Raw genomic sequence first — 22,446 nt, forward strand, 5'->3', positions numbered from 1 at the left:
CCGAAACACGTTCGGACGATCATGGGCTCGTTGGTGCGGGGCTCAGCGCAGGCGGGGCAGGACCTCGCGCTGGTACAGGTCGAAAAGGCCCTGGTGGTGCGGGCCGGTGTTGGCCACGTACACCTCGTCGAAGCCGGCCTTGGCGTACTGGTCGATCATCTCCAGGTGCGCGTCGGCGCTGTCGCCGCAGACGAACGCGTCCTTCACCATCTCCGGCGTGACCAGTTGGGCGGCCTGCTCGAAGTGCCGCGGCGAGGGCAGCACCTGGGACAGCTCACCGGGCACCCCCGCGTTGGGCCAGCGCTCGTACGCGATCCGCAGGCCCTCCTCCTCGCTGGCCGCGTACGCCGCCTTGAAGCCGGCCTGGCACGGCTTGTCGCCGCCGCCGTTCTCGCGGAAGCGCCGGACCATCTCGCCGTCGGGCATGGTGCTCACGTAGCCGTCGCCGATCCGGGCGGCCAGGTCGATGGCCTTCGGGCCGAACCCGGAGACGTAGATCGGCGGGGGAGTGTCGGGCAGCGTGTAGATGCGGGCGTGCTCGACGGTGTAGTGCGTGCCGTGGTGGTTGACGAAGCCGCCGCCCCACAGCTCGCGCATCACCTCGACGGCCTCCTCCAGCATCTCCAGCCGGACGTCGGCCTGCGGCCAGGCGTCGCCGAAGATGTGCTCGTTGAGCGCCTCGCCGGTGCCGACGCCGAGCACGAACCGCCCGCCGTGCAGCACCGCGCTGGTCGCCGCCGCCTGGGCGATCACGGCCGGGTGGATCCGCACGGTCGGGCACGTCACCGCCGTGGTCACCGGCAGCGAACACACCTGGCTGAGCGCGCCGATCATCGACCAGACGAACGGGCTCTGGCCCTGCGCGTCCACCCACGGGTGGTAGTGGTCGGAGATCCACAGCGCCTCGAACCCGGCCCGTTCGGCGCCGCGTGCCTGCTCCACCAGTTCTGCTGGCGTGAACTCCTCACTGGACAGGAAATAACCGATCTTCATTGCTTCCCCTTCGGCACGCGGACCTGCTGATGGGGACAGCCGTACCCCGGTCGCCGTCGGCCACACCCGGCTCCGGCGTGCGGGCCGCGTTCAGCGCCGGCCGAACATCGCCCGGATCGCGGCGAGCAGCAGCAGGGCGCCGACCACCAGGCCGAGCAGGCGTACGCCGGGGATGTCGGCCGGGCTCGTCGCGTCGGCCAGCAGGGCGGGTTCCATCCCCGCACTCTCCCGGGGAGCGCGCTGTCAGGCAACTGTAAGGTTTATTGACTATTTCATCGCTCGGTGTGACCATGGCAGCACCGCCTGCCGGTGGCGGTGCGCCGAGGGCGCGCGAGAGATGGGGTACGGGAGCCGCATGAGCGAGCGCAACCAGCGGGTCGACGCAACCGCGCCGGCACCGGCGACCGACGCGGAGCGCCAGGAGGAGGCGGCGTGACCGCGCCGACCGGGCACCTTCCGGAGCTGGCCGCTGCCGTCCTGCAACCCGGCTTCGTCGGCACCACCCCGCCACCGTGGGTATGCCGCTGGCTCGGCGAGGGCCTCGGCTCGGTGGTGCTGTTCGCCCGCAACGTCGTCGACCCCGCCCAGGTGGCGGCGCTGACCGCGACGCTGCGCGCCGAGCGGCCGGACGTCATCGTGGCGATCGACGAGGAGGCCGGCGACGTCACCCGGATCGAGTCGGTCCACGGCAGCTCCAGGCCGGGCAACTTCGCCCTCGGCGCGGTCGACGACCCGGCGCTGACCGAGGCCGTCGCCCGGGACCTCGGCGTCGAGCTGGCCGAGGCGGGGGTCACCCTCAACTACGCCCCGGACGCCGACGTCAACTCCAACCCGGAGAACCCGGTGATCGGCGTCCGCTCGTTCGGTGCCGACCCGGCGCTTGTCGCGCGGCACACCGCCGCCTGGGTTCGCGGCCTCCAGGCCGGTGGTGTGGCCGCCTGCGCCAAGCACTTCCCCGGGCACGGCGACACCCGCGTCGACTCGCACCACGACCTGCCCCGGATCACCGCCGACCGGGACCGGCTCGACGCCTGCGAGCTGGCCCCGTTCCGGGCCGCCGTGGCCGCCGGGGTGCAGGCGGTGATGACCGGCCACCTGCTGGTGCCCGCCCTCGACCCGCACCTGCCGGCCACGCTGAGCCAGCGCATCCTGGGCGGGCTGCTCCGCGACGAGCTGGGCTTCTCCGGCGTGGTGGTGACCGACGCGGTGGAGATGCGCGCGGTCGCCGACCGGTACGGCTTCGCCGGCGCGGCGGTCCGCGCGCTCGCCGCCGGGGCCGACGCGATCTGCATCGGCGGCGAACGGGCCGACGAGCAGTCGGCCCGCGAGCTGCGCGACGCCATCGTGGCCGCGGTCATCGCGGGCGAACTGCCCGAGGAACGCCTCGCCGAAGCCGCCAAGCGGGTCGGGCAGCTCGCGGCCTGGACCGTCGCCGCACGCGGCGCGAACACCGGCGCGGCGCGGGGCGTCACCGATGTCGGGCTGGTCGCCGCCCGCCGAGCCGTACGCGTCAGCACCGCCCCGGCCGGCAGGGCCACGCTGCCGCTGACCCGCGCGGCGTACGTGGTCGAGTTCGAGCCGCCGCGCAACATCGCCATCGGGGCGGAGACGCCGTGGGGCATCGGCGAGCCGCTGGGCGGCCTGCTGCCCGGCACGACGACGGTCCGCTACGCCGAGCCCGACGTGCCGGCGGATCCGGGCGCCGAGGCCGGCGACCGCCCGCTGGTGCTGGTGGTCCGCGACCTGCACCGGCACGACTGGATGCGCGCCGCCGTGCGACGAGCGCTGGCCGCCCGACCGGACGCGATAGTGGTCGAGCTGGGCGTGCCCGAGCTGGTCACCGGAGCGGTGCACCTGGCCACCCACAGCGGGACGCGGGCCAGCGGACAGGCCGCCGCCGAGGTGCTGACCGGCCGGCTGCACTGACCCGCTCGGCTCGGCGCCGGTCAGCCCCCACGGCCGGTCAGCCGCGCGTCACAGCTGCTCGGCGACCAGGTCCGCGTACTCGGGGTGCTGGTCGATGAACGCGGCCACGAACGGGCACTGCGGGACCACCCGGCCGCCACGGGCACGGACCTGGTCCAGGGTGCCCCGGATCAGCGCGCCACCGACGCCCTTGCCCTGGAAGCTCCGGTCCACCTCGGTGTGCGTGAAAACCAGCACCTCCCCGCGGGGCACGTACGCGGTGAAACCGGCCAGCGCGTCGTCGACCAGGATTTCGAAGCGGTTCTTGGCGGGGTTGTCCTCGACGAGGGTGCTCACCTGGCCATTCTCTCTCCGCCGTCGGCCACCGTGTCCAGTTCGGTGAGCAACCGGTCCACCTCGTCCGCCGTGTTGTAGTGGTAGATGCTGGCCCGCACCGCGCCGCCGCTGTCGCGCAGCCCCATCGCCTGGAAGTACTCGTAGGCGTAGTAGTCGCCGGACGAGAGGCAGAACCCGGCGGCGCCCAGCGCCTCCTGGGTGGCCTCCGGCGACATTCCGGCGACCCGGAAGGAGACCGTCGGGCAGCGCCGCGCCGGGGTGCCGTAGACGGTGATCGCGGGCCGCTCGGCGAGCCCGGTGAGCAGCCGGTCCAGCAGCGCCTCCTCGTGCGCCTGCGCGGCGGCCAGCCCGGCCCGCAGCCGCGCCCGCCGGTCCCCGACCGCGTCCGGGTCGAGCCCGGCCAGGTGATCCACCGCGGCGGTCACGCCAGCCAGCAGCGGGAAGCTCGGGGTGCCGTACTCGAAGCGGTCCGGCGCCGCGTCGGAGGACGGGATCAACTTCGCCGGACGCAGCGCCGCCCAGCGGCCCGGGTCGGCCGCCACCATCGCCGCCAGGTGTGGCCCGGACCACTTGTACGCGCTGGTGACCAGCACGTCGGCGCCGAGCGACGCCAGGTCCGTCGGCCCGTGCGGCACGGCGTGCACGCCGTCGACGTAGACCAGCGCACCGACCGCGTGCGCCGTCTTGGCGATCGCCGGCACGTCCGGCACGGTGCCGATGGCGTTGCTGCCGGCGGTCACCGCCACCAGGCGGGTCCGCTCACCGACCAGGTCGGCGTACTGCCCGGCGGGCAACTCGCCCGTGTGCCGGTCGAACTCGGCCCAGCGCACCGTCGCGCCGGCCGCCTCGGCGGCCTGCACCCACGGGCGCACGTTCGAGTCGTGGTCGAGCCGGGAGACCACCACCTCGTCGCCCGGGCGCCAGCCCGCCCCGAGCGTACGGGCCAGGGTGTACGTCAACGCGGTCGCGCTCGGGCCGAGCACCACCCCGGCCGGGTCGGCGCCGAGCAGGTCGGCCACCGCCGAGCGGGCGGCGGCCACCATGTCCAGGGAGCGGCGGCCCGGGACGGAGGCGGCGCTGCGGTTGCCGACGGCCGCGCGCATGGCGTCGGTGACCGCGTCGATCACACCGGCCGCGGTCTGGGTGCCCCCGGCACCGTCGAAGTGGACGAAACCCTCGGTCAGGGCGGGGTAGGCGGCCCGTGTGCGGGCGATGTCGAACGGCATGTCCCGGACCCTAGCCGGTGCCCTAACGCCGAGGTGATCGGCGTTGGGCGGAGGGTTCGCCGACGTCTCGTACTCTTGGCGAGGTGACGAATCGATCCGCCACCATTTCGCTGCCCCCCGTCCGCCGCGCCGCCGGTCTGTTCGCCGGCCTGGCGCTCGGCCTCGCCGTGCTCGCAGGCTGCAGCTCCCAGGGCGCCTCCACCGACTGCGGGCTGGACGCCTGCACAGTCACCTTCGATCGGGGTGTCGACGCCAGGACCACCATCCTGGGCGTCGAGGCCAAGCTCGTCGGTGCGGAGGGGGACCAGGTGACCGTCGAGGTCGCCGGCGAGCAGCTCACCCTCACCACCGGCCAGCAGGCCACCGAGGCCGGAGGCTTCGCGGTCACCCTCGACAGCGTCACCGACCAACAGGTCAAGATCCGCGTCTCGCGTAACCCGGGCAACTGACCTGGGGCGGGCGGCGGTGGTCGACGTTTGAGAATCTTCGCAATCGGAGATTGTGGCGCCATGTCACTTACTCGTAACGCCGAAGCCACCGCCTCCCGCACGGCGGACAGCAGGTGGCTGGAACTCCTCGCCCGTGCCGGTTTCATCGGCTACGGCATCGTCCACCTGCTCTTCGCCTGGCTGGCGTTGCAGATCGCGTTCGGCTCGCCGTCCGAGGACGGCGACCAGTCCGGTGCACTGCGGACGCTCTCCCAGCAGCCGCTGGGCAAGTTCCTCGTCATCGCCATCGCTGTCGGTCTGCTCGCCATGGCGATCTGGCAGGCACTGGAGGCGGCGGTCGGGCACCGCGCCGAGCGGGGCAAGGAACGGGTCATGGAACGGGTCGCCTCGGCCGGGCGGACCATCGTCTACCTCTACTTCGCCTGGACCGCGTTCAAGGTCTTCTCCGACGCCGACTCGAACAGCGCCGACAAGCAGGAGGCGCTGACCGGCCAGCTGATGACCTCCACCGGTGGTCGCTGGCTCGTCGGTCTGGCCGGGCTGGGTCTCGCCGCGCTCGGTGTCGGCCTGGTGATCTACGGCATCCGCAAGAAGTTCGAGAGGCACCTGAAGACCGGCGAGATGAGCCCGAAGACCCGCCAGTTGGCCCGTCGCCTCGGCATCGCCGGATACACGGCCAAGGGCGTCGCGTTCGGGATCTCCGGCCTGCTGATCATCACGGCGGCGGTCAACTACGACCCGGAGAAGGCACGCGGTCTGGACGCCGCGCTGCACACGCTGCGCGAGCAGTCCTACGGCACGTTCCTGCTGGCCCTCGTCGCCCTGGGTATCGCCGCCTTCGGCGTCTACTGCTTCCTCCAGTCCCGGTACCGCAAGGTCTGAGCTGGTCGATTCCGAGGACGTCGGGCACTGTTGGGCTTTTGCCCGAAGTGCCCGACGCCTGGTCGAAGGGAAGCACCGAAATCGTGCAGAGTTATGTCGAAACGGCCGTCGCCGCGCTCGTCGCGGCGGCGGTCGCCCTCTTTCTGGCCGTGGTCACCCACCGGCTCATCCGGCGGTTCGGCCGCCGGTCGCTGCTGCTCACCGAGCTGACCGACCACGCGCACCGTCCGTTCCAGGTCGCGGCGACGGTCTTCGCGGTGCAGCTCGGCGTCCGATTCAGCACCGGGTACGCGGTCGGCACCCCCTGGCGCAAGATCCTGCTGCACCTGCTGGTGCTCTGCGTGATCGCCAGCGCGGCCTGGCTGGTGGCGTCGCTGCTGGTGGTCGTGGAGGACACCGCGCTGGCCCGGTTCCGGGTCGACGTGCCGGACAACCGCCACGCCCGACGGGTGCGTACCCAGGTGGTGATGCTGCGGCGGCTGACCATCGCGGTGATCGTCATCCTGACCGTCGGCGTCATGCTGATGACGTTCCCCAGCGTGCGTGGCATCGGGGCCGGCGTGCTGACCTCCGCCGGTGTGGTCGGTGTGGTCGCCGCGCTGGCCGCGCAGAGCCTGCTCGGCAACGTCTTCGCCGGGCTGCAACTCGCCTTCAGCGATGCGGTGCGCCTCGACGACGTCGTGGTCGTGGAGGGGGAGTGGGGCCGGGTCGAGGAGCTGACCCTCAGCTACGTGGTGGTCCAGATCTGGGACGACCGGCGGTTGATCCTGCCCACCTCGTACTTCACCAGCAAGCCCTTCCAGAACTGGACCCGGACCGAGGCGGCGGTGCTCGGCACCGCCGAGTTCGACGTCGACTGGGCGGTGCCCGTGCAGGTCATGCGGGAGGAACTGCGGCGCCTGGTCGAGGGCACCGAGCTGTGGGACGGTCGGGTCTGCGTCCTGCAGGTCACCGACGCCACCGGCGGGATGGTGAAACTGCGGGCGTTGGTCAGCGCCGCCGACGCGGGCAGCCTGTGGGACCTGCGCTGCCTGGTCCGCGAGCACCTGGTGGCCTGGATCCGCGACAACCGCCCCACCGCGATGCCCCGGATACGCACCGAGTTGGGCGACGCCAGCAGCAACCTGCCCTGGCAGTGGGTGCAGCCGCGCCGCCCGGCCCGCCGCGCGACCGACACCGAGGCGCCCGACGACGCCCGGGTCTTCGGCGGCAGCGACGACGGCGACGCCCGCAGCGAAGCCTTCGTGGGCCCCGAAGAACAACCCACCCCCCGCTGACCCACCCACCCCCGGCCCACACCCCCCGGCCCACCCCCACCCCCCGGTTGATCATGAAGTTAGCGGCGGCCCTGCCGGCGTGTCGCGTCACTAACTTCATGATCAACGGTGTGAGAGCGGTGCGAGAACGGTGCGAGAACGGTGCGAGAACGGTGTTGGGGGCGGGTGGGAACTTGGTGGGCGGGGATGGGAGTGGGTGGGAGGTTTGGTTGGGCTTGGGGTGGGGATCTGCTGCCGGGTGTCTTTTGCGCGGTCGGGGTGACCGCGGATTGGCGGCGCGGCGAGCCGGACAACCAGAACGGTGACCGGGTCAGAGCGCTCTAGGATTGACGAGCGACGACTCCGGGCATACAGCGCGGTGATGAGGAAAGGAGGACAGCATGGCTGACGTGGCGAATGCCCGCACATCCCGGAACGGGAGCGAGCCCTCCACCGCCGAGTTGGTGCAGCGGGCCGCCGAGCAGGTTTCCCGCTTGGTGCGGGACGAACTGACGCTGGCCCGGGCGGAGTTGACCCAGAAGGGCAAGCACGCCGGCATCGGGATCGGCCTGTTCGGCGGCGGCGGCGCACTGGCGTTCTACGGCCTGGGCGCGTTGGTCGTCACGGCGATTCTGCTGCTCGACCTGGTGCTGCCCGCCTGGGCCGCCGCGCTGATCGTGGCGGTGGCGCTCTTCCTGGTGGCCGGCATCCTCGCCCTGCTGGGCAAGAAGCAGGTCAGCCGTGCGGTCCCACCGGTGCCGGCGGCCACGGTCCGCAGTCTGCGGGCTGATGTGGACACCGTCGCCGCCGCGGTGAAGGACAGGGGACGGGCATGACGGGTAACGGGACGGGTGACACGGAGGCGCTCCGTGAGGAGATCCGCCGCACCCGGGTCGAGCTGGGCGAGACGATGGAGGCGTTGGCCGCCAGGGCGGACGTCAAGGCCCGACTGAAGGAGTCCGCCGAGCAGGCGCGGGAACGCATGCGCGAGCAGGCGGCGCAGACCGTGGCCCGGGTTCGGGGGCAGGCCGCGCGTGGTGCGGGGATGGCACGCGCCCAGGCGTACGACAAGGGTGGGCTGGTGCGCGCACAGGCGCAGCAGAAGGGCGAGCTGGTGCGACGCAACCCGCTGCCGTGGGCGGCGATCGCCGCCGGCGCGGTGGCGACCGTGGTCGTGCTGATGATCGTGCGTGGGAGGCGTAGGTGAGCAGGAGCATCGGCAGGGCCGCGTATCGGCCGGTCGGCGTGCTGTTGGGGATCGCCGCGGGTGCGGTGGCCGGCTCGATCTTCCGGCAGGTCTGGAAGATCACCGCAGGCGACGGTGAGGCGCCCAACGCGACCGACGAGGACCGTCGCTGGGGCGAGGTCCTGGCCGCCGCGGCGTTGCAGGGGGCCATCTTCGCGGTCGTCCGGGCCGCCGTGGACCGGGGCGGGGCGGTGGGCGTCCGCCGCATGACCGGCCGATGGCCGGACTGACAGCCGCCACACCCGGCGCAGTGTCCGCCCGTTGACCGGCAACGACTCCAGGGCCCCCTTTCCGCAACGGCGGGAAGGGGGCCTTTCGCATGCCCTTGCGGACCGCCCAGCGATGTGAGGCATCCGTCAGGTCACATGTCGGAGAAATTCGTCGGACAGGTCGTGCAGACTTTTTGCGTACGTGATTTGCTTTCCACGCTGTTGCGAGATGGCGTGGGTTGAGAGAAGTCTCCTTCGTGGGGGCCGCCTCAGACGCCGCTGCTCGAAAACGGCCAATCGGCCGCACGGCGTGCACGGCCGCCAGTTTTAGAAGGAGATACACATGGCGCAGGGAACCGTGAAGTGGTTCAACGCTGACAAGGGCTTCGGCTTCATCACCGTCGACGGCGGGGGTGCTGACGTGTTCGTCCACTTCTCGGCCATCCAGACCAGCGGCTACCGCACGCTGGAGGAGAACCAGCGGGTGGAGTTCGAGATCGCCCAGGGTCAGAAGGGCCCGCAGGCGGAGCAGGTCCGTCCGCTCTGACCAAGGTGGCCGGCCCCCACCGGCAACCGGGACGATCCGAGCAGGGTCGTTGTGTAGCCCCGCATCCCGCCCGGGATGCGGGGCTTTTCACGTCCAGCGGCGACCGGTCAACCCCCCGGGCCAGCCGATGGCCGGTCATTTCGCGACACTGTGGACGGCGGCGAGCCCGACCGGTCAGCGACGCCGGGAGCGCAGGCCCAGCCAGAGCGTCACCAGCCCCACCAGGGCCACGATCGGCCCGAGCACGGCCCAGAGCGGCTCGTCGGTCATCACACTGCCGCTGACGTACCCGAGGCCCTGCACCGTCCACACCGCACCGACGACCAGCGCGAGCAGGCCGAGGGTGAGCATCAGCCAGCCCCTCATCACGCCTCCTTCGGGCCGGATCGGGCCGAGCCCGACCCCGCTGACCCAGCATGGCCGCTCACCTGACCCGACGCGAGCATCCCGGGTGCGCGGTTCACCACCGGTCGTGCACCTGCGGGCGGATCAGCTCGTCGTAGACCTCGCGTACCCCGGCCAGTTGCGCGGCCGTGAGGGGCGGCAGGTCGGCAGCGGCCGCGTTGCGCCGGGCCTGCTCGGCGTCGCGGGCGCCGGGGATGACGACGGTGACGCCGGCCTGGTCCAGAACCCAGCGCAGCGCGAACTGCGCCATCGTGCGGTCGGCGTCGACAAGCGGCGCGAGCCGGCGCACGGCGGCCAGGCCCTGCGTGTAGTCGACACCGGAGAACGTCTCGCCGACGTCGAACGCCGCGCCGTGCCGGTTGAAGTTGCGGTGGTCGTCGGCCGGGAACTCGGTGTGCTCGTCGTACCGGCCGGAGAGCAGGCCACTGGCCAGCGGCACCCGGGCGATGATGCCGACCCCGGCCCGCGCGGCCGCCGGCAGCACCTGCTCCAGGGGCTTGTGCCGGACCGCGTTGAGGATGATCTGGACACTCGCCACGCCGGGCCGGGCGATGGCGGTGAGCGCCTGGTCGCAGGTCTCCACGCTGACGCCGTACCCGGCGATGGCCTTCTCGGCGACGAGGGTGTCCAGGGCGTCGAAGACCGCGTCGTCGGCGAAGACGGCGGTGGGCGGGCAGTGCAGCTGGACCAGGTCCAGGGTGTCCACCCCGAGGTTGGCCCGGGACCGGTCGGTCCACTGCCGGAAGTTGGCCAGGGTGTACGCCTCGGGCCGCTGCTCGACCCGCCGGCCCATCTTGGTGGCCACGGTCAGGCCGGCGTCGGGGCGGGAGCGCAGGAAGCGACCGATGAGCTGCTCGCTGCGGCCGTCGCCGTACACGTCGGCGGTGTCCAGGAAGGTGACCCCGTCGTCGACGGCGGCCGTCAGCACCGCCATGGCGTCGGCCTCGCTGACGGTGCCCCAGTCCGCGCCGAGCTGCCAGGCGCCGAGGCCGACCACTCCGACGGTCCGGCCGAGCCGGGTGAAGTTGCGCTGTTCCATGCCCTGAGCCTAGTGATCGGGTTGCCGGCCTGCCACGCGAGTCATATCGTAAACAAGACGGACGTACGGTTTGGGAGGCGACGATGTGGGATCCGACGACGTACCTGCGCTACGGCGACGAGCGCTCCCGACCGTTCCACGACCTGGTGGCCCGGATCCCGGCCGCCCGGCCCCGCACGGTGGTCGACCTCGGCTGCGGCCCAGGCCAGCTCACCGCCACCCTCGCCGAACGCTGGCCCGCCGCCCGGGTCCTCGGCCTCGACTCCTCGCCCGAGATGATCGACCGGGCCAACGCCCTGCCGACCCCGGCCGAGTTCGCCGTCGCCGACCTGCGCGACTGGCGGCCGACCGGTGACGAGGACGTGGTCCTCACCAACGCGGCGCTGCAGTGGGTGCCCGGCCATCAGGAGCTGCTGCGGCGCTGGACAGCCGACCTGCCCGCCGGCGCCTGGCTCGCCATGCAGGTCCCCGGCAACTTCGACGCACCCTCCCACCGGGCGCTGCGCGAGGTCGCCGACCGCCCCGACTGGCGCGCCGAGCTGACCCCGCTGCTGCGCGCCGACCCCGTCGACGACCCGGCCGACTACGCGCAACTGCTGACCGCCGCCGGCTGCGCGGTGGACGCCTGGGAAACTACCTACGTGCACCTGCTGCCGGCCTCTCCCGCCGCCGACCACCCGGTGCTGGCCTGGATGGAGGGCACCGCGCTGCGCCCGGTCCGGGCCGCGCTGGACGCCGCCGGCTGGTCGGCCTTCCGGGCCGAGCTGGGGGTACGGCTCGCCGCCGCGTACCCGGTGCGGCAGGGTCAGGTGTACTTCCCGTTCCGTCGTGTCTTCGTCGTCGCCCACACCGGCGACCGTGCCCAGGAGAATCCGTGACCGACCTGTCCACCTTCATCGCCGGCCTGCCCAAGGTGGAGCTGCACGTGCACCACGTCGGCTCCGCCTCGCCCCGGATCGTCGCCGAGTTGGCCGCCCGGCACGAGGGACGCTCACCGGTGCCGGCCGACCCGGACGCCCTCGCCGAATACTTCGAGTTCCGCGACTTCGCGCACTTCATCGAGGTCTACCTGAGCGTGGTCGACCTCATCCGGGACCCGGAGGACGTCTGGATCCTCACCCACGAGGTGGCCCGGGAGCTGGCTCGCCAGCAGGTCCGGTACGCGGAGCTGACCATCACCCCCTACTCGCACGTACGCCGGGGCATCCCCGCGCCGGCGTTCTGCGAGGCGATCGAGGACGCCCGCAAGCGCGCTGCCGCCGACTTCGGCCTCGACCTGCGCTGGTGCTTCGACATTCCCGGTGAGGCGGGACTGCCCGCCGCCGAGGAGACGCTGCGCATCGCGCTCGACCAACGCCCGGACGGGCTGATCAGCTTCGGTCTGGGCGGCCCGGAGATCGGCGTACCCCGGCCGCAGTTCCGACCCTACTTCGACCAGGCCCGCGCGGCCGGGCTCCGCTCGGTGCCGCACGCGGGCGAGACCACCGGCCCGCAGACGGTCTGGGACGCGCTGCGCGAGCTGGGCGCCGAACGGATCGGGCACGGCATTTCCGCCGCACAGGACCCGGAACTGCTCACGTACCTGGCCGAGCGGCAGATCGGGATGGAGATCTGCCCGACGTCCAACGTACGGACCCGTGCCGTGGCGACCCTCGACGAGCACCCGCTGCCCCGACTGGTCGAGGCCGGGCTGCTGGTCACCATCAACTCCGACGACCCGCCGATGTTCGGCACCACCCTCAACGACGAGTACGCGGTGGCGGGCCGACTGCTCGGGGCGGGGCCGCGGGAGCTGGCCGGGCTGGCCCGCAACGCGGTGACCGCGTCGTTCCTCGACCCCGCCGGCAAGCAGCGGATCATCGCCGAGATCGACGCCCACCTCGCCACCGCCGGCTGAGCCGGGATCGGGGTGGGGGAGCAGGGCGCGCGGCGGGAGTGTGGGTGTGGGGGGACCTGGGCTCCCGCCGCGCGCACGGCTCCACCGGCCGGTTGATGCGCGGTGCGCTGGCCGGTGGAACTGGTGGGTTCGTGCCTTGATCCTGGCAGCCCGCGACCGCTTCATCGCGGTCGTTAACCGCGATCTAAGGAAGACTTGCGCCGGCCCACAGCCCGCGCCCCTGGCGGCCGCCCGTCGGGCGGCTCAGCCGCTCAGTTGTCGGTGGGGCGCTGGCGGGGCCAGCGCCGACCGCTGGTCTTCTGGTCCCGGGCGTCGCGCGCCATCCGACCCACCAGGCCGAACCGGTTGACCTGCCGGGGCGTCGCCTCCGGGTCGGCGAGCAGCATCACCACGCTGGCACCGCCCAGCCGCGCCCGGTCGATGCTCACCGACCCGTTCGCCTGCAACGACACCCGCTTGGCGATGTCCAGGCCGAGCCCGGTCGAGCCCTGGTCGCTGGTGCCCCGGCGCAGCGCCCGATCCGGGTTGGCGATGCCGGGGCCGGCGTCGTCGACACGGATCGCCACGTACCCGTCGCGGCGGGACACGGCCACCTCGAACGCCGTCCCCTGCGGGGTGTAGCGGAAGACGTTGCCGATCACCGCGTCCAGCGCGGCGGCCAGCTCGGCGCGCGGCACCGGAGCCGGGATGCGCAGCTGCGCGCCGATCACCCGGTGCGGCCGGTTCTGGTCGCCGGCCAGCGCGGCCCAGAAGACCATCCGGTCCCGGACCACCTCGCTGACGTCACACATCGCCGGCCCGGCCTCGTGTGCCACCGCCTTGCGGGTGGTCTTGATCAGCACGTCGATCTCACCCTCGAGGGTGACGATCGCCTGCCGGATCCGCCGGATGCCCCGGAGCCGGTCCAGCTCCGCCTGGCTGAACGAACCCACGCTGGTGTCGTCGGACTCCAACGCCTCCGCGTCCAGCCGCAGCACGGTCAACGGGGTACGCAGCCGGTGCGACAGGTCCGCCACCAGCTCCCGCTCGTCGGTGCGGGCCGCGTCCAGCCGGTCGGCCATCCGGTTGAACGCGTACCCGGCCTCGGCCAGCTCGCGGGGACCGGTCGGCTCGACGCGTACCCCCAGGTCGCCGTCACCGATCGACAGGGCCGCCTTCACCAAGCCCCGGGTCGAGTCCACCGCGCGGGCGGCGACCCGGTCGACCACCAGCACCGCCGCGCCCACCATCGCCGCGCCGACCGCGAACAACAGCAGCCACGTGCCGCCGGCACCCTCACCCAGCCTCGAATCCGGTACGAAAACCTCGACGACCGCCGTCTGGTCGCCCAGGACCACCGGGTCGAGCCGGACCACCCCGCCCTCGACGTCGACGACCAGCGAGCGTCGGTCGGCGCGGGCCTGGGCCAGGTCACTGCCACTGGCGCGGCCGGCGGACTCGTCGAGCCCCAGCCCGTGCACCACCGGCGGGTCGGACGTGCCCGCACCGCTGGCGACCACGGCCCGCTCGACCACCGCCGGCTCGGTGCTCACCGCGAGCGCCCCGGTCACCAGGGCGCTACGACGAGCCGCGTCGGCGATCGCCTCGTCCCGGGTCTGCTCGCGCAGACTCAGCCCGAGTGGAATCAGGAAGGCGAGCGCGACGAGGCTGCACATGCCGGCCGTGAGCAGGGCCAGCGCCGTCCTCAGTCCGGTGCCACCAGCCGGAACCCGACCCCCCGCACGGTGCGCAGGTAGCGCGGCTTCGCCGCGGACTCGCCCATCTTTCGGCGGAGCCAGTACAGGTGAACGTCGATGGTCTGATCCTCGCCGACCGATGGCTGCCGCCATACCTCCTCCAAGAGCTCCCGGCGGGACACTACCCGCCCGGGTCGTGCGGCGAGATACGCCAGCAGGTCGAATTCCTTGCGGGTCAGCGCCAGCGGCTCCCCGTCGAGGACGGCGCTGCGCTCACCGACGTCCACCCGCAGCCCGCCGACGGTGTGCACGGCGGGCTGCACCGTCCGACTGGCCCGCCCGGCCCGACGCAGCACCGTGGTGATCCGAGCGTCCAGATGCGCGCCCGTGAACGGCTTGACCATGTAGTCGTCGGCCCCGGCGCGCAGCAGCTTGACCACCGACTGCTCGTCGTCCCGGGCCGTGGCGATGATGATCGGGACGTCGGTGATGCCGCGCAGCATCCGCAGCGCGTCCGAGCCGTCCAGGTCGGGCAGACCGAGATCCAACACCACCAGGTCGGGTGTCTCCGCGGCGACCCGGCGCAACGCGTCCAGGGCGGTGCCCACGGCGTGCACCGCGTGCCCCCGGTCCGCGAGGGAGCGCAGCATCGCGCCGCGTACGACGTGATCGTCTTCGACCAGGAGCACGGAGGCCACGACAAGACCGTACTTGGCCTGGCAAGTTGATCGCGTTGCGACGTACCTGGGAACCGGGCAAGCTGGTACGACGATGTCCTTCACCCTCTTTGCCGACGCCCGCATGGCGCTCGCCCGGGACAGCCTCGCCGGCCTCTCCACCGGCGACGCGCTCGGCGCGCAGTTCTTCCTGTCGGGGCCGGCGCCGGAGCACCTCACCGAGGCGACCCTGCCCCCGGCGCCCTGGGAGTGGACCGACGACACCGAGATGGCCTGCTCGGTGGTCGCCGAGCTTGCCGCGTCCGGCGACATCGACCGGGACCGGCTGGCGCTGGCGTTCGCCGAGCGTTGCGGCGCCCAGCGGGGCTACGGCGCCGGCGCGATGCTGATCCTGCGGTTGATCCGCACCGGCACCCCGTGGCCGGTGGCCGCCGCGTTCGCCTTCGACGGGCAGGGATCCTGCGGCAACGGCGCGGCGATGCGGGTCGGCCCGCTGGGCGCGTACTTCGCCGACTCCACCGCCCGTGCCGCCGCACAGGCTCGAGCCTCGGCCGAGGTGACCCACGCGCATCCCGAGGGGATCGCTGGCGCGGTCGCCGTGGCGGTCGCCGCCGCGCTCGCCGCCCGGGCCCGCCTCGACGGACATCGGCCGGCCCCGGACCGGCTGCTCGCCGGGATCGCCGCCGCGATCGAGCCGGGGACCGAGGTGCACCGCGGCGTGCACCGGGCGATCGGGCTGCTCGGCCGGCCGCTGCCCCGGGTGGTGGCGGCGCTCGGCAACGGCTCCCGGGTAACCGCCCAGGACACCGTCGGGTTCACCCTCTGGGTTGCCGCCACGCACCTCGACGACTATCCGGCGGCGATCCAGACGTGCGTGCGGGCCGGCGGGGACGTAGACACCACGGCCGCCATCGCCGGCGCGGTGGTGGCCGCGTACACCGGTGTCGGCACGCCCGGCGGAGTGCCCGAGCCGTGGTTGGCCGCGCGCGAGCCGCTACCGGCCTGGGCGCCCTGACGACGACGCCCGAGCTGTGACTGGCCGTCCGCGCCCGCCCCACCTGGGCGCCCTGACGATGATCAACTCAGTATCGGCGATATGGCGGTGTCCCGGGCGAGGGATGCCGCCATGTCGGCGAGCTGGAGTTGATGATGGTCGCTCAGCCGGTGCGCACCGGGTCGCCGACGGACGCAGGCTCCGCCTCGGCTGATGCCGAGGCGTCAGACGCCGCCGGTGCCGGTGTCGCCTTCGTGGAAACGGCCGGCGTCGGGTCGGCCTCCGTCCGGTCGGCCGGCGTCCGGTCGGCCTCCGTCCGGTCGGCCGGCGTCGCAGCCTCGTCCGCACTACCGGTCACCTCGGCGAGCGCGGCGTCCTCGGCCGGGTCGCGCCGGCGCAACCGGCTGACCAGCCAGCCGATCGCCGCGCCGCCGCCCAGCCCCGCCAACAGGCCGGCCGCCAACATGGCGTCGGCGCTGCCGGACTCCTCGCCGCCAGCGCCCGCCCCGGCCACCGCCGACCCGTCGGCACCAGCACCACCGTCACGACCAGCACCACCGTTCGCGCCAGCGTCGGGGCCGGTCGCCGCGCCGGCTGCCGGGGCGCCGTGGCCGCCGTGCCCGACCGGTCCGGCGGCACCGGCGGCTGCCGGCAGCAGGGTGAGCACCGGGGCGCGGTGCGCGCCGTCGGTGTCCGCCCAGCGAACCACCGTGCCGTCGGCGTACGTCTGGACGACCTCGAAGGCGAGCCGCTCGGCCTGCGGCAGCGGGCCCATGGACAACGCCAGCCGGGCCGGGCCGGGCGCGCTCTCGCCGACGCGGACCCAGGTCACCGCGGTGGTCACGGTCGTCACCCCGGGGGCGTGCATTCCGGCGACCGGCTTGTCGAGGGTACGGGAGCTGATCTTGGGTGCCCAGCCGTCGACCGACATCGGGTAGACCTCGGCCACCGGCGCGTCGGCCGGCAACCGGACCTCGATCTGGCGGGTCGTGGTGCCGGCCCGCTCCTCGGGCACGCTGAACTCCAGCCGTACCGCGTCGCCCTGCCGGGCCTCGGTCGGGGTGGTCGTCACGTCCGCGGCGTGCGCCGTGCCGGGCCATCCGAGCAGCAGACCGGCGGCGGTCAGCGCGGTCACCGCCGCGATCCGCCGCCGGTCACCGCCGTGCGTGCTCGCCATCTCGTGCCCCCATCCGTGTCGACGCGGCCGGCACCGGTTCCGGCCACACCTGGTAGTTCGGCTCCGAGGCGCGAAAGGTTCAACGGCGGCCGTTAGGAAGGTGCCCTTCCCTGGCGGGGGTGGGTGGACCGATAGCATCGGCAGGAGCCGAGGACGGCCCCGTTTCGTACCACCTGAAGGAGTCACCGTGTCCGCACCCCGTACCCCCGCCGTGGCCGACCCTGTCGTCGTCGCCGCCGGGACGACGGCGGCCGACGCGGTGGCCGCGGCCGGACTGCCCGCGAACGGCCCCAAGGCGATCGTCGTGGTCCGCGACCCGGAGGGTCAGCTGCGTGACCTGGACTGGGCGCCGGCCGAGGAGACCGTCGTCGAGCCGGTCAGCCTGGATTCGCCCGACGGGCTCAACGTGCTGCGTCACTCCACCGCCCACGTGCTCGCGCAGGCCGTGCAGGACATCTTCCCCGAGGCCAAGCTGGGCATCGGGCCGCCGATCGAGAACGGCTTCTACTACGACTTCGACGTCGACAAGCCGTTCCAGCCCGACGATCTCGGCAAGCTCGAGAAGCGCATGCAGGAGATCATCAAGTCCGGGCAGCGGTTCCGCCGGCGTCGCTTCGGCAGCCTCGACGAGGCTCGCGCCGAGCTGGCCGACGAGCCGTTCAAGCTGGAGCTGATCGAGGTCAAGGGCGAGGGCCTGGACACCGACGAGGTGATGGAGGTCGGCGGCGGCGAGCTGACGATCTACGACAACGTCGATGCCAAGGAGGACAAGGTCTGCTGGTCGGACCTGTGCCGGGGCCCACACCTGCCCACCACTCGGCTGATCGGCGCGTTCAAGCTGATGCGCTCGGCCGCCGCGTACTGGCGCGGGTCGGAGAAGAACCCCCAACTGCAGCGGGTGTACGGCACCGCGTGGCCGACCCGCGACGAGCTCAAGGCGTACCTGAAGCTGTTGGAGGAGGCCGCCCGGCGCGACCACCGCAAGCTCGGCGCGGACCTGGACCTGTTCAGCTTCCCCGACGAGATCGGCTCCGGCCTCGCGGTCTTCCACCCCAAGGGCGGGATCATCCGTCGGGAGATGGAGAACTACTCCCGCCAACGGCACGAGCAGGCGGGGTACGAGTTCGTGAACTCCCCGCACATCTCCAAGGCGCAGCTGTTTCAGACCTCCGGTCACCTGCCGTACTACGCGGACACCATGTTCCCGCCCATGCAGCTCGAAGGCGCGGACTACTACCTCAAGGCGATGAACTGCCCGATGCACAATCTGATCTTCAGGTCGCGCGGGCGGTCGTACCGGGAGCTGCCGCTGCGGATGTTCGAGTTCGGCACGGTCTACCGGTACGAGAAGTCCGGCGTGGTGCACGGTCTGACCCGGGTTCGTGGCCTCACCCAGGACGACTCGCACATCTACTGCACCCGCGAGCAGATGGCCGGTGAGCTGTCCACGCTGCTCAGCTTCGTGCTCGACCTGCTGCGCGACTACGGGCTGGACGACTTCTACCTGGAGCTGTCGACCCGGGACGACTCGCCCAAGTTCATCGGCGCCGACGAGGACTGGGCGGAGGCGACCGAGGCGCTGCGGACCGCCGCCGCGACCTCCGGCCTGGACCTGGTGCCCGACCCGGGCGGCGCGGCGTTCTACGGGCCGAAGATCTCGGTGCAGGCGCGCGACGCGATCGGCCGCACCTGGCAGATGTCCACCATCCAGGTCGACTTCAACCAGCCGGAGCGGTTTAGCTTGGAATACCAGGCCGCCGACGGCAGCCGGCAGCGACCCGTCATGATCCACCGGGCGCTGTTCGGCTCAATCGAGCGGTTCTTCGGGGTGCTCACCGAGCACTACGCGGGGGCGTTCCCGGCGTGGCTTGCCCCGGTGCAGGTGGTGGGCATCCCGATCCGCGAGGACCACACCGACTACCTGCACGGCTTCGTCGCGGCCCTGCGCGCGGAGGGCATCCGAGCGCAGGTGGACGCTGGTGACGACCGGATGCAGAAGAAGATCCGCACCGCTCAGCAGCAGAAGATCCCGTTCATGGTGATCGCCGGCGACGACGACGTGGCCGCCGGGACGGTGTCGTTCCGCTACCGCGACGGCTCCCAGCGCAACGGGGTGCCGATCGCCGAGGCGGTGACCCACGTGCTCGACGTGGTGTCCTCCCGGACGAACATCGGCCCGTCCGCCGCCGCGGAGTAACGCGCCGCGGTCGCTCCGGCCGCGTTCATGATCGTGCTCGATCCAGGATGTAGTGGCCTCCCCGTGCTGGGAGGCCACTACATCCATGTTCGAGCACGATCATGGCCGGCGCGGCGGCGCGGCCGGGGTGGCTGTCAGACGCCGCAGTTCGGCGCTGACCAGCCTCCGACGGCCGCCACGTGGGTGTGGTCGTTGTGGGCCGGGTAGCCGGGGCCGAGGATCTGCCCGAAGCCGTGGTAGCGGGCCTGCTGGGCCAGCCGGCAGAACGACGGGGAGCCGACCAGGTCCACTCCGTCGCCGTACATGTGCCGGCTGTTCGATGCCCCGCCGACCGCGTTGTTGCAGGCGGCGCTGCGGAAGCCGCTGCTGATCACGATGTTCACGTCCCCGAGGGCGTGTCGTAGGGCCTGGAGCTTCCACATCGAGACGAGCGCGTTGAACCGCGCGGTGCTCGCCGCGACCGCGCCGCCAGCCCAGGTGCTGTTGCAGTTGTTCAGCTCGGCGTAGCTGAAGTTGGCCGGCGTGCAGTCGTCGTCCTGGAGGGCGTAGAGCCGGTTGAAGGTCTGCGCGCCGGCCACCCCGTCGGCGGACAGCCCGTACGCCTGCTGGAAGCGGATCACCGCGGAGCGGGTGGCCGGGCCGTACGCGCCGTCGATAGTGAGCACTGCGGCGTAGCCGGGGTAGCCCGCGACCCGGATCTGGAGCTGCCGGACGTCCTCGCCGGACATCCCCTGGGACAGGGCGCGACCCCAGGTGTAGCAGCCGTCCGCCTGCGCCGCGCTGGCGGTGAGGGTGACGCCGGTCATGGTAGTAGCGGCGGTCAGCGCGAGTGCCGCGAGGATTCTGCCGAGCCGTCGGATCATGTAGCTCTCCATCAGTAAATGGAAGTACGTGGATGCATGGAATTTTCAGGTTCGGGCATCGATCCGTCAAGAACTTGCAGCAAGGAGTTTTCCCGGGCGGAGGGTGTCGCGGCCCGTCGGCGCGGCTCCGTAGGATCGGCTCGTGACAGGGGCGGAGCGGCACACGGACAGCGGTGGCATGGCGGACGGCCTGGATCGGCTCTGGACGCCACACCGGATGACCTACATCTCCGGCGAGGACCGCCCCGCCGAGGGTTACGAGAAGCCGACCGGCTGCCCGTTCTGCCTGGCCCCGGGGCTCCCACCGGAGGAGAGCCTGGTGGTGGCCCGCGGCGAGCACGTCTTCGTGGTGCTCAACCTCTACCCGTACAACCCGGGGCACCTGCTGGTCTGCCCGTACCGGCACGTCGCCGACTACACCGACCTGGACGTGCCGGAGACCACCGAGCTGGCGTCGTACACCCAGACGGCGATGCGGGTGATCCGCAAGGTGAGCAACGCGCACGGCTTCAACCTGGGGATGAACCAGGGCGGGGTGGCCGGCGCCGGCATCGCCGCGCACCTGCACCAGCACGTCGTCCCGCGCTGGGGCGGCGACGCGAACTTCATGCCGGTGATCGGCCGCACCAAGGTGCTGCCGCAACTACTCGGCGACACCCGCGACCTGCTCGCCCGCGCCTGGCCGTCCTGACCGTCGCTGGTCCGCTGGCCGTCCTACCGCCGCTGGTGCGCGACGTCCGCGCCGGTCTGGCTAGTCGGCGCGCAGCAGCGGGGTCAACTCCGGCCAGCTCTCCACCCGGTGTACGCGGGGCAGCAGCGCCGCGTGCGCGGCGACCTCCGCCGGGCGGGGTCGGAACAGGAAGCGGTACGGCACCGAGTCGAGGTAGCCGAGCACCTCCAGCCTGTCGTCCACGAAGTGGGTCAGCCCGAGCCGCAGGGCGATCGGCGCCTTGGCCGGCCGGGTCCGGCAGAAGTGCACCCGGTCGGCGGGGATCCCGGTGCGCGCCGGAAAGTCGTGGTGGGCCAGCCAACCGCGGGTCCGCCGTTCGGTGGCCTCGCCGCACTTGGACACCAGGTGCACCTCGTCGAACGCCGGCCCGAGCGCCGCGAGCGCGTCGAACGCCCCGTCGACCACCGGGGTACGCAGGTAGTGCGCGCCGAAGAAGGACGTGTCGGCGTCCTCGTCCGACGGCTGGATGATCACGCCGCCGATATCCACACCCAGCCTCCGCATGCGGCCGATCATGCCGCACCGAACCGGTGGACGCGCACCCACGATTCGCACGCGGGATCTGCTACGCCCCGACCCCGCCGAGGTGGCACGATCGGCCGATGGCAGTCACGACGCGGATGTTGGGGCGCAGCGGCATCGAGGTCAGCGCCCTCGGCATGGGGTGCTGGGCGATCGGCGGTCCCTGGGCGGAGGGGACACAGCCGCTGGGCTGGGGCGCCGTCGACGATGACGAGTCGGTGCGGGCGGTACGCCGGGCCCTCGACCTGGGCGTGACCCTCTTCGACACCGCCGACACGTACGGGGCCGGGCACAGCGAACGGGTGCTCGGCCGGGCGCTCGCGGGCCGCCGCGACGAAGCCGTGATCGCCACCAAGTGGGGCTACACCTTCGACGAGGCGACCCGCCAGGCGACCGGGGACGACGCGTCACCGGCGTACCTGCGGCGAGCCGTGACCGCCTCGCTACGCCGGCTGCGTACCGACCGGATCGACCTCTACCAACTGCACCTGGCCGACCTGCCGATGCCCCGGGCGGAGGCGCTGATCGGCACCTGCGAGGGCCTGATCACCGAGGGCCTGATCCGCGCGTACGGGTGGAGCACCGACCGCCCCGACCGGGCCACCGCGTTCGGGCACGCCGCCCCCGGCGCCACCGCCGTGCAGCACAACCTGTCGGTGCTGCGCGACACCCCCGAACTGCTCGCCGTCTGCGACAAGTACGACCTGGCCAGCATCAACCAGGGGCCGCTGGGGATGGGCCTGCTCACCGGCAAGTACACGGCCGCCTCCACGCTGCCCCGCGACGACGTACGCGGGCTGGCCCCCGGCTGGCTGGAGTGGTTCCGCGGTGGCCGCCCAGCACCGGAGTGGCTGCGCCGGGTCGGCGCGGTCCGCGCCGCGCTCACCGCCGACGGGCGCACCCTCGCGCAGGGCGCGCTGGGCTGGATCTGGGCGCGCAGCGGACGCACCATCCCGATCCCCGGCTGTCGTACGGTCAGCCAGGTCGAGGAGAACGCCGCAGCACTGCACCGAGGTCCCCTGCCGGCAGACCAGTTCGTCGAGGTGGAACGTCAGCTCGCCGCCCTGCGTACCGCCGCCCTCCGCGACGCCGACCGCCCCCACTGGCCCCGCCCCACCCACCCCACAACCCACCCGTAACTCCCGACCCCACCCCCCCGCCGAGCCACCCCCACCGCCCCCGCGCGCGGTCTTCGCCCC

The 22,446-nt window shown here is 72.6% G+C and carries 25 protein-coding genes; 14 read left to right on the forward strand and 11 right to left on the reverse strand.

All coding sequences use genetic code 11. The annotated features are described in order from the left end of the window. Window positions 1–42 precede the first annotated feature (42 nt). Together ABZ808_RS15790 and ABZ808_RS15795 are read right to left on the reverse strand one after the other, a co-directional pair. Window positions 43–993 carry a TIGR03557 family F420-dependent LLM class oxidoreductase gene (locus tag ABZ808_RS15790; protein ID WP_357006268.1) on the reverse strand — a complete coding sequence of 317 codons (951 nt, stop codon included), beginning with the start codon at window positions 991–993 and terminating at the stop codon, window positions 43–45. Between the two features lie 90 nt (window positions 994–1,083). Beyond that, window positions 1,084–1,209, reverse strand: a complete 126-nt coding sequence (locus tag ABZ808_RS15795; protein WP_357006270.1) for a hypothetical protein — start codon at window positions 1,207–1,209, stop codon at window positions 1,084–1,086. Window positions 1,210–1,425: 216 nt separating this feature from the next. Here ABZ808_RS15795 and ABZ808_RS15800 point away from each other — a divergent pair, with 216 nt between their 5' ends. After that, window positions 1,426–2,919, forward strand: a complete 1,494-nt coding sequence (locus ABZ808_RS15800) for a glycoside hydrolase family 3 N-terminal domain-containing protein (protein ID WP_357006273.1) — start codon at window positions 1,426–1,428, stop codon at window positions 2,917–2,919. Window positions 2,920–2,967: 48 nt separating this feature from the next. Here the strand turns inward: ABZ808_RS15800 and ABZ808_RS15805 are convergent, their stop codons facing one another. Together ABZ808_RS15805 and ABZ808_RS15810 are read right to left on the reverse strand one after the other, a co-directional pair. Further along, window positions 2,968–3,255, reverse strand: a complete 288-nt coding sequence (locus tag ABZ808_RS15805) for a GNAT family N-acetyltransferase (protein ID WP_357006275.1) — start codon at window positions 3,253–3,255, stop codon at window positions 2,968–2,970. Beyond that, window positions 3,252–4,481 (reverse strand): cysteine desulfurase-like protein, encoded by a 1,230-nt coding sequence (locus ABZ808_RS15810; protein WP_357006277.1) that lies wholly within the window; start codon window positions 4,479–4,481, stop codon window positions 3,252–3,254. Before ABZ808_RS15810 ends, ABZ808_RS15805 begins: the two co-directional genes overlap by 4 nt. An 83-nt stretch (window positions 4,482–4,564) precedes the next feature. Between ABZ808_RS15810 and ABZ808_RS15815 the strand changes: the two genes are divergently transcribed. The 7 genes from ABZ808_RS15815 (at window position 4,565) to ABZ808_RS15845 (ending at window position 9,070) form a co-directional block, all read left to right on the forward strand. Then, window positions 4,565–4,930 carry a hypothetical protein gene (locus tag ABZ808_RS15815; protein WP_357006279.1) on the forward strand — a complete coding sequence of 122 codons (366 nt, stop codon included), beginning with the start codon at window positions 4,565–4,567 and terminating at the stop codon, window positions 4,928–4,930. A gap of 60 nt (window positions 4,931–4,990) precedes the next feature. Further along, a complete protein-coding gene (locus ABZ808_RS15820; protein WP_357006281.1) occupies window positions 4,991–5,812 on the forward strand; it encodes a DUF1206 domain-containing protein in 822 nt (273 codons plus the stop codon). Window positions 5,813–5,895: 83 nt separating this feature from the next. After that, window positions 5,896–7,089: a mechanosensitive ion channel family protein gene (locus ABZ808_RS15825; RefSeq protein WP_357006283.1), complete on the forward strand. Its 1,194-nt coding sequence runs from the start codon at window positions 5,896–5,898 to the stop codon at window positions 7,087–7,089. A 380-nt stretch (window positions 7,090–7,469) separates the two neighbouring features. Further along, window positions 7,470–7,904: a phage holin family protein gene (locus tag ABZ808_RS15830; RefSeq protein WP_357006286.1), complete on the forward strand. Its 435-nt coding sequence runs from the start codon at window positions 7,470–7,472 to the stop codon at window positions 7,902–7,904. Further along, on the forward strand, window positions 7,901–8,275 hold the full coding sequence (locus ABZ808_RS15835; RefSeq protein WP_357006288.1) for a DUF3618 domain-containing protein: 375 nt from the start codon (window positions 7,901–7,903) through the stop codon (window positions 8,273–8,275). Before ABZ808_RS15830 ends, ABZ808_RS15835 begins: the two co-directional genes overlap by 4 nt. Then, window positions 8,272–8,544, forward strand: coding sequence for a DUF4235 domain-containing protein (locus ABZ808_RS15840; protein ID WP_357006291.1), 273 nt, complete (start codon window positions 8,272–8,274; stop codon window positions 8,542–8,544). Before ABZ808_RS15835 ends, ABZ808_RS15840 begins: the two co-directional genes overlap by 4 nt. A gap of 322 nt (window positions 8,545–8,866) precedes the next feature. Beyond that, window positions 8,867–9,070 (forward strand): cold-shock protein, encoded by a 204-nt coding sequence (locus ABZ808_RS15845; protein ID WP_011905669.1) that lies wholly within the window; start codon window positions 8,867–8,869, stop codon window positions 9,068–9,070. 174 nt (window positions 9,071–9,244) lie between these two features. Here ABZ808_RS15845 and ABZ808_RS15850 read toward each other — a convergent pair whose 3' ends face one another. After that, complete coding sequence (locus ABZ808_RS15850; protein WP_357006293.1) at window positions 9,245–9,436, reverse strand: hypothetical protein; 192 nt, start codon at window positions 9,434–9,436, stop codon at window positions 9,245–9,247. A gap of 94 nt (window positions 9,437–9,530) precedes the next feature. Further along, window positions 9,531–10,514, reverse strand: coding sequence for an aldo/keto reductase (locus ABZ808_RS15855; protein WP_357006296.1), 984 nt, complete (start codon window positions 10,512–10,514; stop codon window positions 9,531–9,533). Window positions 10,515–10,597: 83 nt separating this feature from the next. Between ABZ808_RS15855 and ABZ808_RS15860 the strand changes: the two genes are divergently transcribed. Both ABZ808_RS15860 and ABZ808_RS15865 read left to right on the forward strand, forming a co-directional pair. Further along, window positions 10,598–11,392: a trans-aconitate 2-methyltransferase gene (locus tag ABZ808_RS15860; protein WP_357006298.1), complete on the forward strand. Its 795-nt coding sequence runs from the start codon at window positions 10,598–10,600 to the stop codon at window positions 11,390–11,392. Beyond that, window positions 11,389–12,411 carry an adenosine deaminase gene (locus ABZ808_RS15865; RefSeq protein ID WP_357006302.1) on the forward strand — a complete coding sequence of 341 codons (1,023 nt, stop codon included), beginning with the start codon at window positions 11,389–11,391 and terminating at the stop codon, window positions 12,409–12,411. Before ABZ808_RS15860 ends, ABZ808_RS15865 begins: the two co-directional genes overlap by 4 nt. A 251-nt stretch (window positions 12,412–12,662) precedes the next feature. On the opposite strand, the gene ABZ808_RS15870 is transcribed toward ABZ808_RS15865, so the two are convergent. Together ABZ808_RS15870 and ABZ808_RS15875 are read right to left on the reverse strand one after the other, a co-directional pair. Further along, window positions 12,663–14,066 carry a HAMP domain-containing sensor histidine kinase gene (locus ABZ808_RS15870; RefSeq protein WP_357006304.1) on the reverse strand — a complete coding sequence of 468 codons (1,404 nt, stop codon included), beginning with the start codon at window positions 14,064–14,066 and terminating at the stop codon, window positions 12,663–12,665. A gap of 29 nt (window positions 14,067–14,095) precedes the next feature. Beyond that, a complete protein-coding gene (locus ABZ808_RS15875) occupies window positions 14,096–14,785 on the reverse strand; it encodes a response regulator transcription factor (protein ID WP_357006306.1) in 690 nt (229 codons plus the stop codon). A gap of 73 nt (window positions 14,786–14,858) precedes the next feature. Here ABZ808_RS15875 and ABZ808_RS15880 point away from each other — a divergent pair, with 73 nt between their 5' ends. Further along, window positions 14,859–15,779 carry an ADP-ribosylglycohydrolase family protein gene (locus ABZ808_RS15880; protein WP_357006309.1) on the forward strand — a complete coding sequence of 307 codons (921 nt, stop codon included), beginning with the start codon at window positions 14,859–14,861 and terminating at the stop codon, window positions 15,777–15,779. A gap of 142 nt (window positions 15,780–15,921) precedes the next feature. Here the strand turns inward: ABZ808_RS15880 and ABZ808_RS15885 are convergent, their stop codons facing one another. Further along, window positions 15,922–16,935, reverse strand: a complete 1,014-nt coding sequence (locus ABZ808_RS15885; protein ID WP_357006311.1) for a DUF1775 domain-containing protein — start codon at window positions 16,933–16,935, stop codon at window positions 15,922–15,924. Window positions 16,936–17,122: 187 nt separating this feature from the next. Between ABZ808_RS15885 and thrS the strand changes: the two genes are divergently transcribed. Next, on the forward strand, window positions 17,123–19,132 hold the full coding sequence (gene thrS / locus ABZ808_RS15890; RefSeq protein WP_357006314.1) for a threonine--tRNA ligase: 2,010 nt from the start codon (window positions 17,123–17,125) through the stop codon (window positions 19,130–19,132). Between the two features lie 134 nt (window positions 19,133–19,266). On the opposite strand, the gene ABZ808_RS15895 is transcribed toward thrS, so the two are convergent. After that, a complete protein-coding gene (locus tag ABZ808_RS15895) occupies window positions 19,267–20,007 on the reverse strand; it encodes a D-Ala-D-Ala carboxypeptidase family metallohydrolase (RefSeq protein WP_357006317.1) in 741 nt (246 codons plus the stop codon). Window positions 20,008–20,173: 166 nt separating this feature from the next. Between ABZ808_RS15895 and ABZ808_RS15900 the strand changes: the two genes are divergently transcribed. Continuing rightward, a complete protein-coding gene (locus ABZ808_RS15900; protein WP_357006817.1) occupies window positions 20,174–20,686 on the forward strand; it encodes an HIT domain-containing protein in 513 nt (170 codons plus the stop codon). Between the two features lie 60 nt (window positions 20,687–20,746). Here the strand turns inward: ABZ808_RS15900 and ABZ808_RS15905 are convergent, their stop codons facing one another. Then, window positions 20,747–21,229: a hypothetical protein gene (locus tag ABZ808_RS15905; protein ID WP_357006320.1), complete on the reverse strand. Its 483-nt coding sequence runs from the start codon at window positions 21,227–21,229 to the stop codon at window positions 20,747–20,749. A 98-nt stretch (window positions 21,230–21,327) separates the two neighbouring features. Here ABZ808_RS15905 and ABZ808_RS15910 point away from each other — a divergent pair, with 98 nt between their 5' ends. Continuing rightward, entirely contained in the window at window positions 21,328–22,386 is a 1,059-nt protein-coding gene (locus ABZ808_RS15910; RefSeq protein ID WP_357006322.1) for an aldo/keto reductase, read from the forward strand. The last annotated feature ends 60 nt before the right edge of the window (window positions 22,387–22,446 follow it).

This window comes from Micromonospora sp. NPDC047527 (assembly GCF_040643015.1).
In the GTDB taxonomy this organism is placed as follows: Bacteria; Actinomycetota; Actinomycetes; order Mycobacteriales; family Micromonosporaceae; genus Micromonospora.

What these genes read in the sequence shown, in the direction of transcription:
- ABZ808_RS15855 (WP_357006296.1), bottom strand. Translation starts at nt 10,514, where the DNA reads ATGGAACAGCGCAACTTCACCCGGCTCGGCCGGACCGTCGGAGTGGTC.
- ABZ808_RS15900 (WP_357006817.1), top strand. Translation starts at nt 20,174, where the DNA reads ATGGCGGACGGCCTGGATCGGCTCTGGACGCCACACCGGATGACCTAC.
- ABZ808_RS15880 (WP_357006309.1), top strand. Translation starts at nt 14,859, where the DNA reads ATGTCCTTCACCCTCTTTGCCGACGCCCGCATGGCGCTCGCCCGGGAC.
- ABZ808_RS15910 (WP_357006322.1), top strand. Translation starts at nt 21,328, where the DNA reads ATGGCAGTCACGACGCGGATGTTGGGGCGCAGCGGCATCGAGGTCAGC.
- ABZ808_RS15810 (WP_357006277.1), bottom strand. Translation starts at nt 4,481, where the DNA reads ATGCCGTTCGACATCGCCCGCACACGGGCCGCCTACCCCGCCCTGACC.
- ABZ808_RS15860 (WP_357006298.1), top strand. Translation starts at nt 10,598, where the DNA reads ATGTGGGATCCGACGACGTACCTGCGCTACGGCGACGAGCGCTCCCGA.
- ABZ808_RS15835 (WP_357006288.1), top strand. Translation starts at nt 7,901, where the DNA reads ATGACGGGTAACGGGACGGGTGACACGGAGGCGCTCCGTGAGGAGATC.
- ABZ808_RS15830 (WP_357006286.1), top strand. Translation starts at nt 7,470, where the DNA reads ATGGCTGACGTGGCGAATGCCCGCACATCCCGGAACGGGAGCGAGCCC.
- ABZ808_RS15795 (WP_357006270.1), bottom strand. Translation starts at nt 1,209, where the DNA reads ATGGAACCCGCCCTGCTGGCCGACGCGACGAGCCCGGCCGACATCCCC.
- ABZ808_RS15845 (WP_011905669.1), top strand. Translation starts at nt 8,867, where the DNA reads ATGGCGCAGGGAACCGTGAAGTGGTTCAACGCTGACAAGGGCTTCGGC.
- ABZ808_RS15820 (WP_357006281.1), top strand. Translation starts at nt 4,991, where the DNA reads ATGTCACTTACTCGTAACGCCGAAGCCACCGCCTCCCGCACGGCGGAC.
- ABZ808_RS15885 (WP_357006311.1), bottom strand. Translation starts at nt 16,935, where the DNA reads ATGGCGAGCACGCACGGCGGTGACCGGCGGCGGATCGCGGCGGTGACC.
- ABZ808_RS15870 (WP_357006304.1), bottom strand. Translation starts at nt 14,066, where the DNA reads ATGTGCAGCCTCGTCGCGCTCGCCTTCCTGATTCCACTCGGGCTGAGT.
- ABZ808_RS15850 (WP_357006293.1), bottom strand. Translation starts at nt 9,436, where the DNA reads ATGAGGGGCTGGCTGATGCTCACCCTCGGCCTGCTCGCGCTGGTCGTC.
- ABZ808_RS15905 (WP_357006320.1), bottom strand. Translation starts at nt 21,229, where the DNA reads ATGCGGAGGCTGGGTGTGGATATCGGCGGCGTGATCATCCAGCCGTCG.
- ABZ808_RS15790 (WP_357006268.1), bottom strand. Translation starts at nt 993, where the DNA reads ATGAAGATCGGTTATTTCCTGTCCAGTGAGGAGTTCACGCCAGCAGAA.
- ABZ808_RS15895 (WP_357006317.1), bottom strand. Translation starts at nt 20,007, where the DNA reads ATGGAGAGCTACATGATCCGACGGCTCGGCAGAATCCTCGCGGCACTC.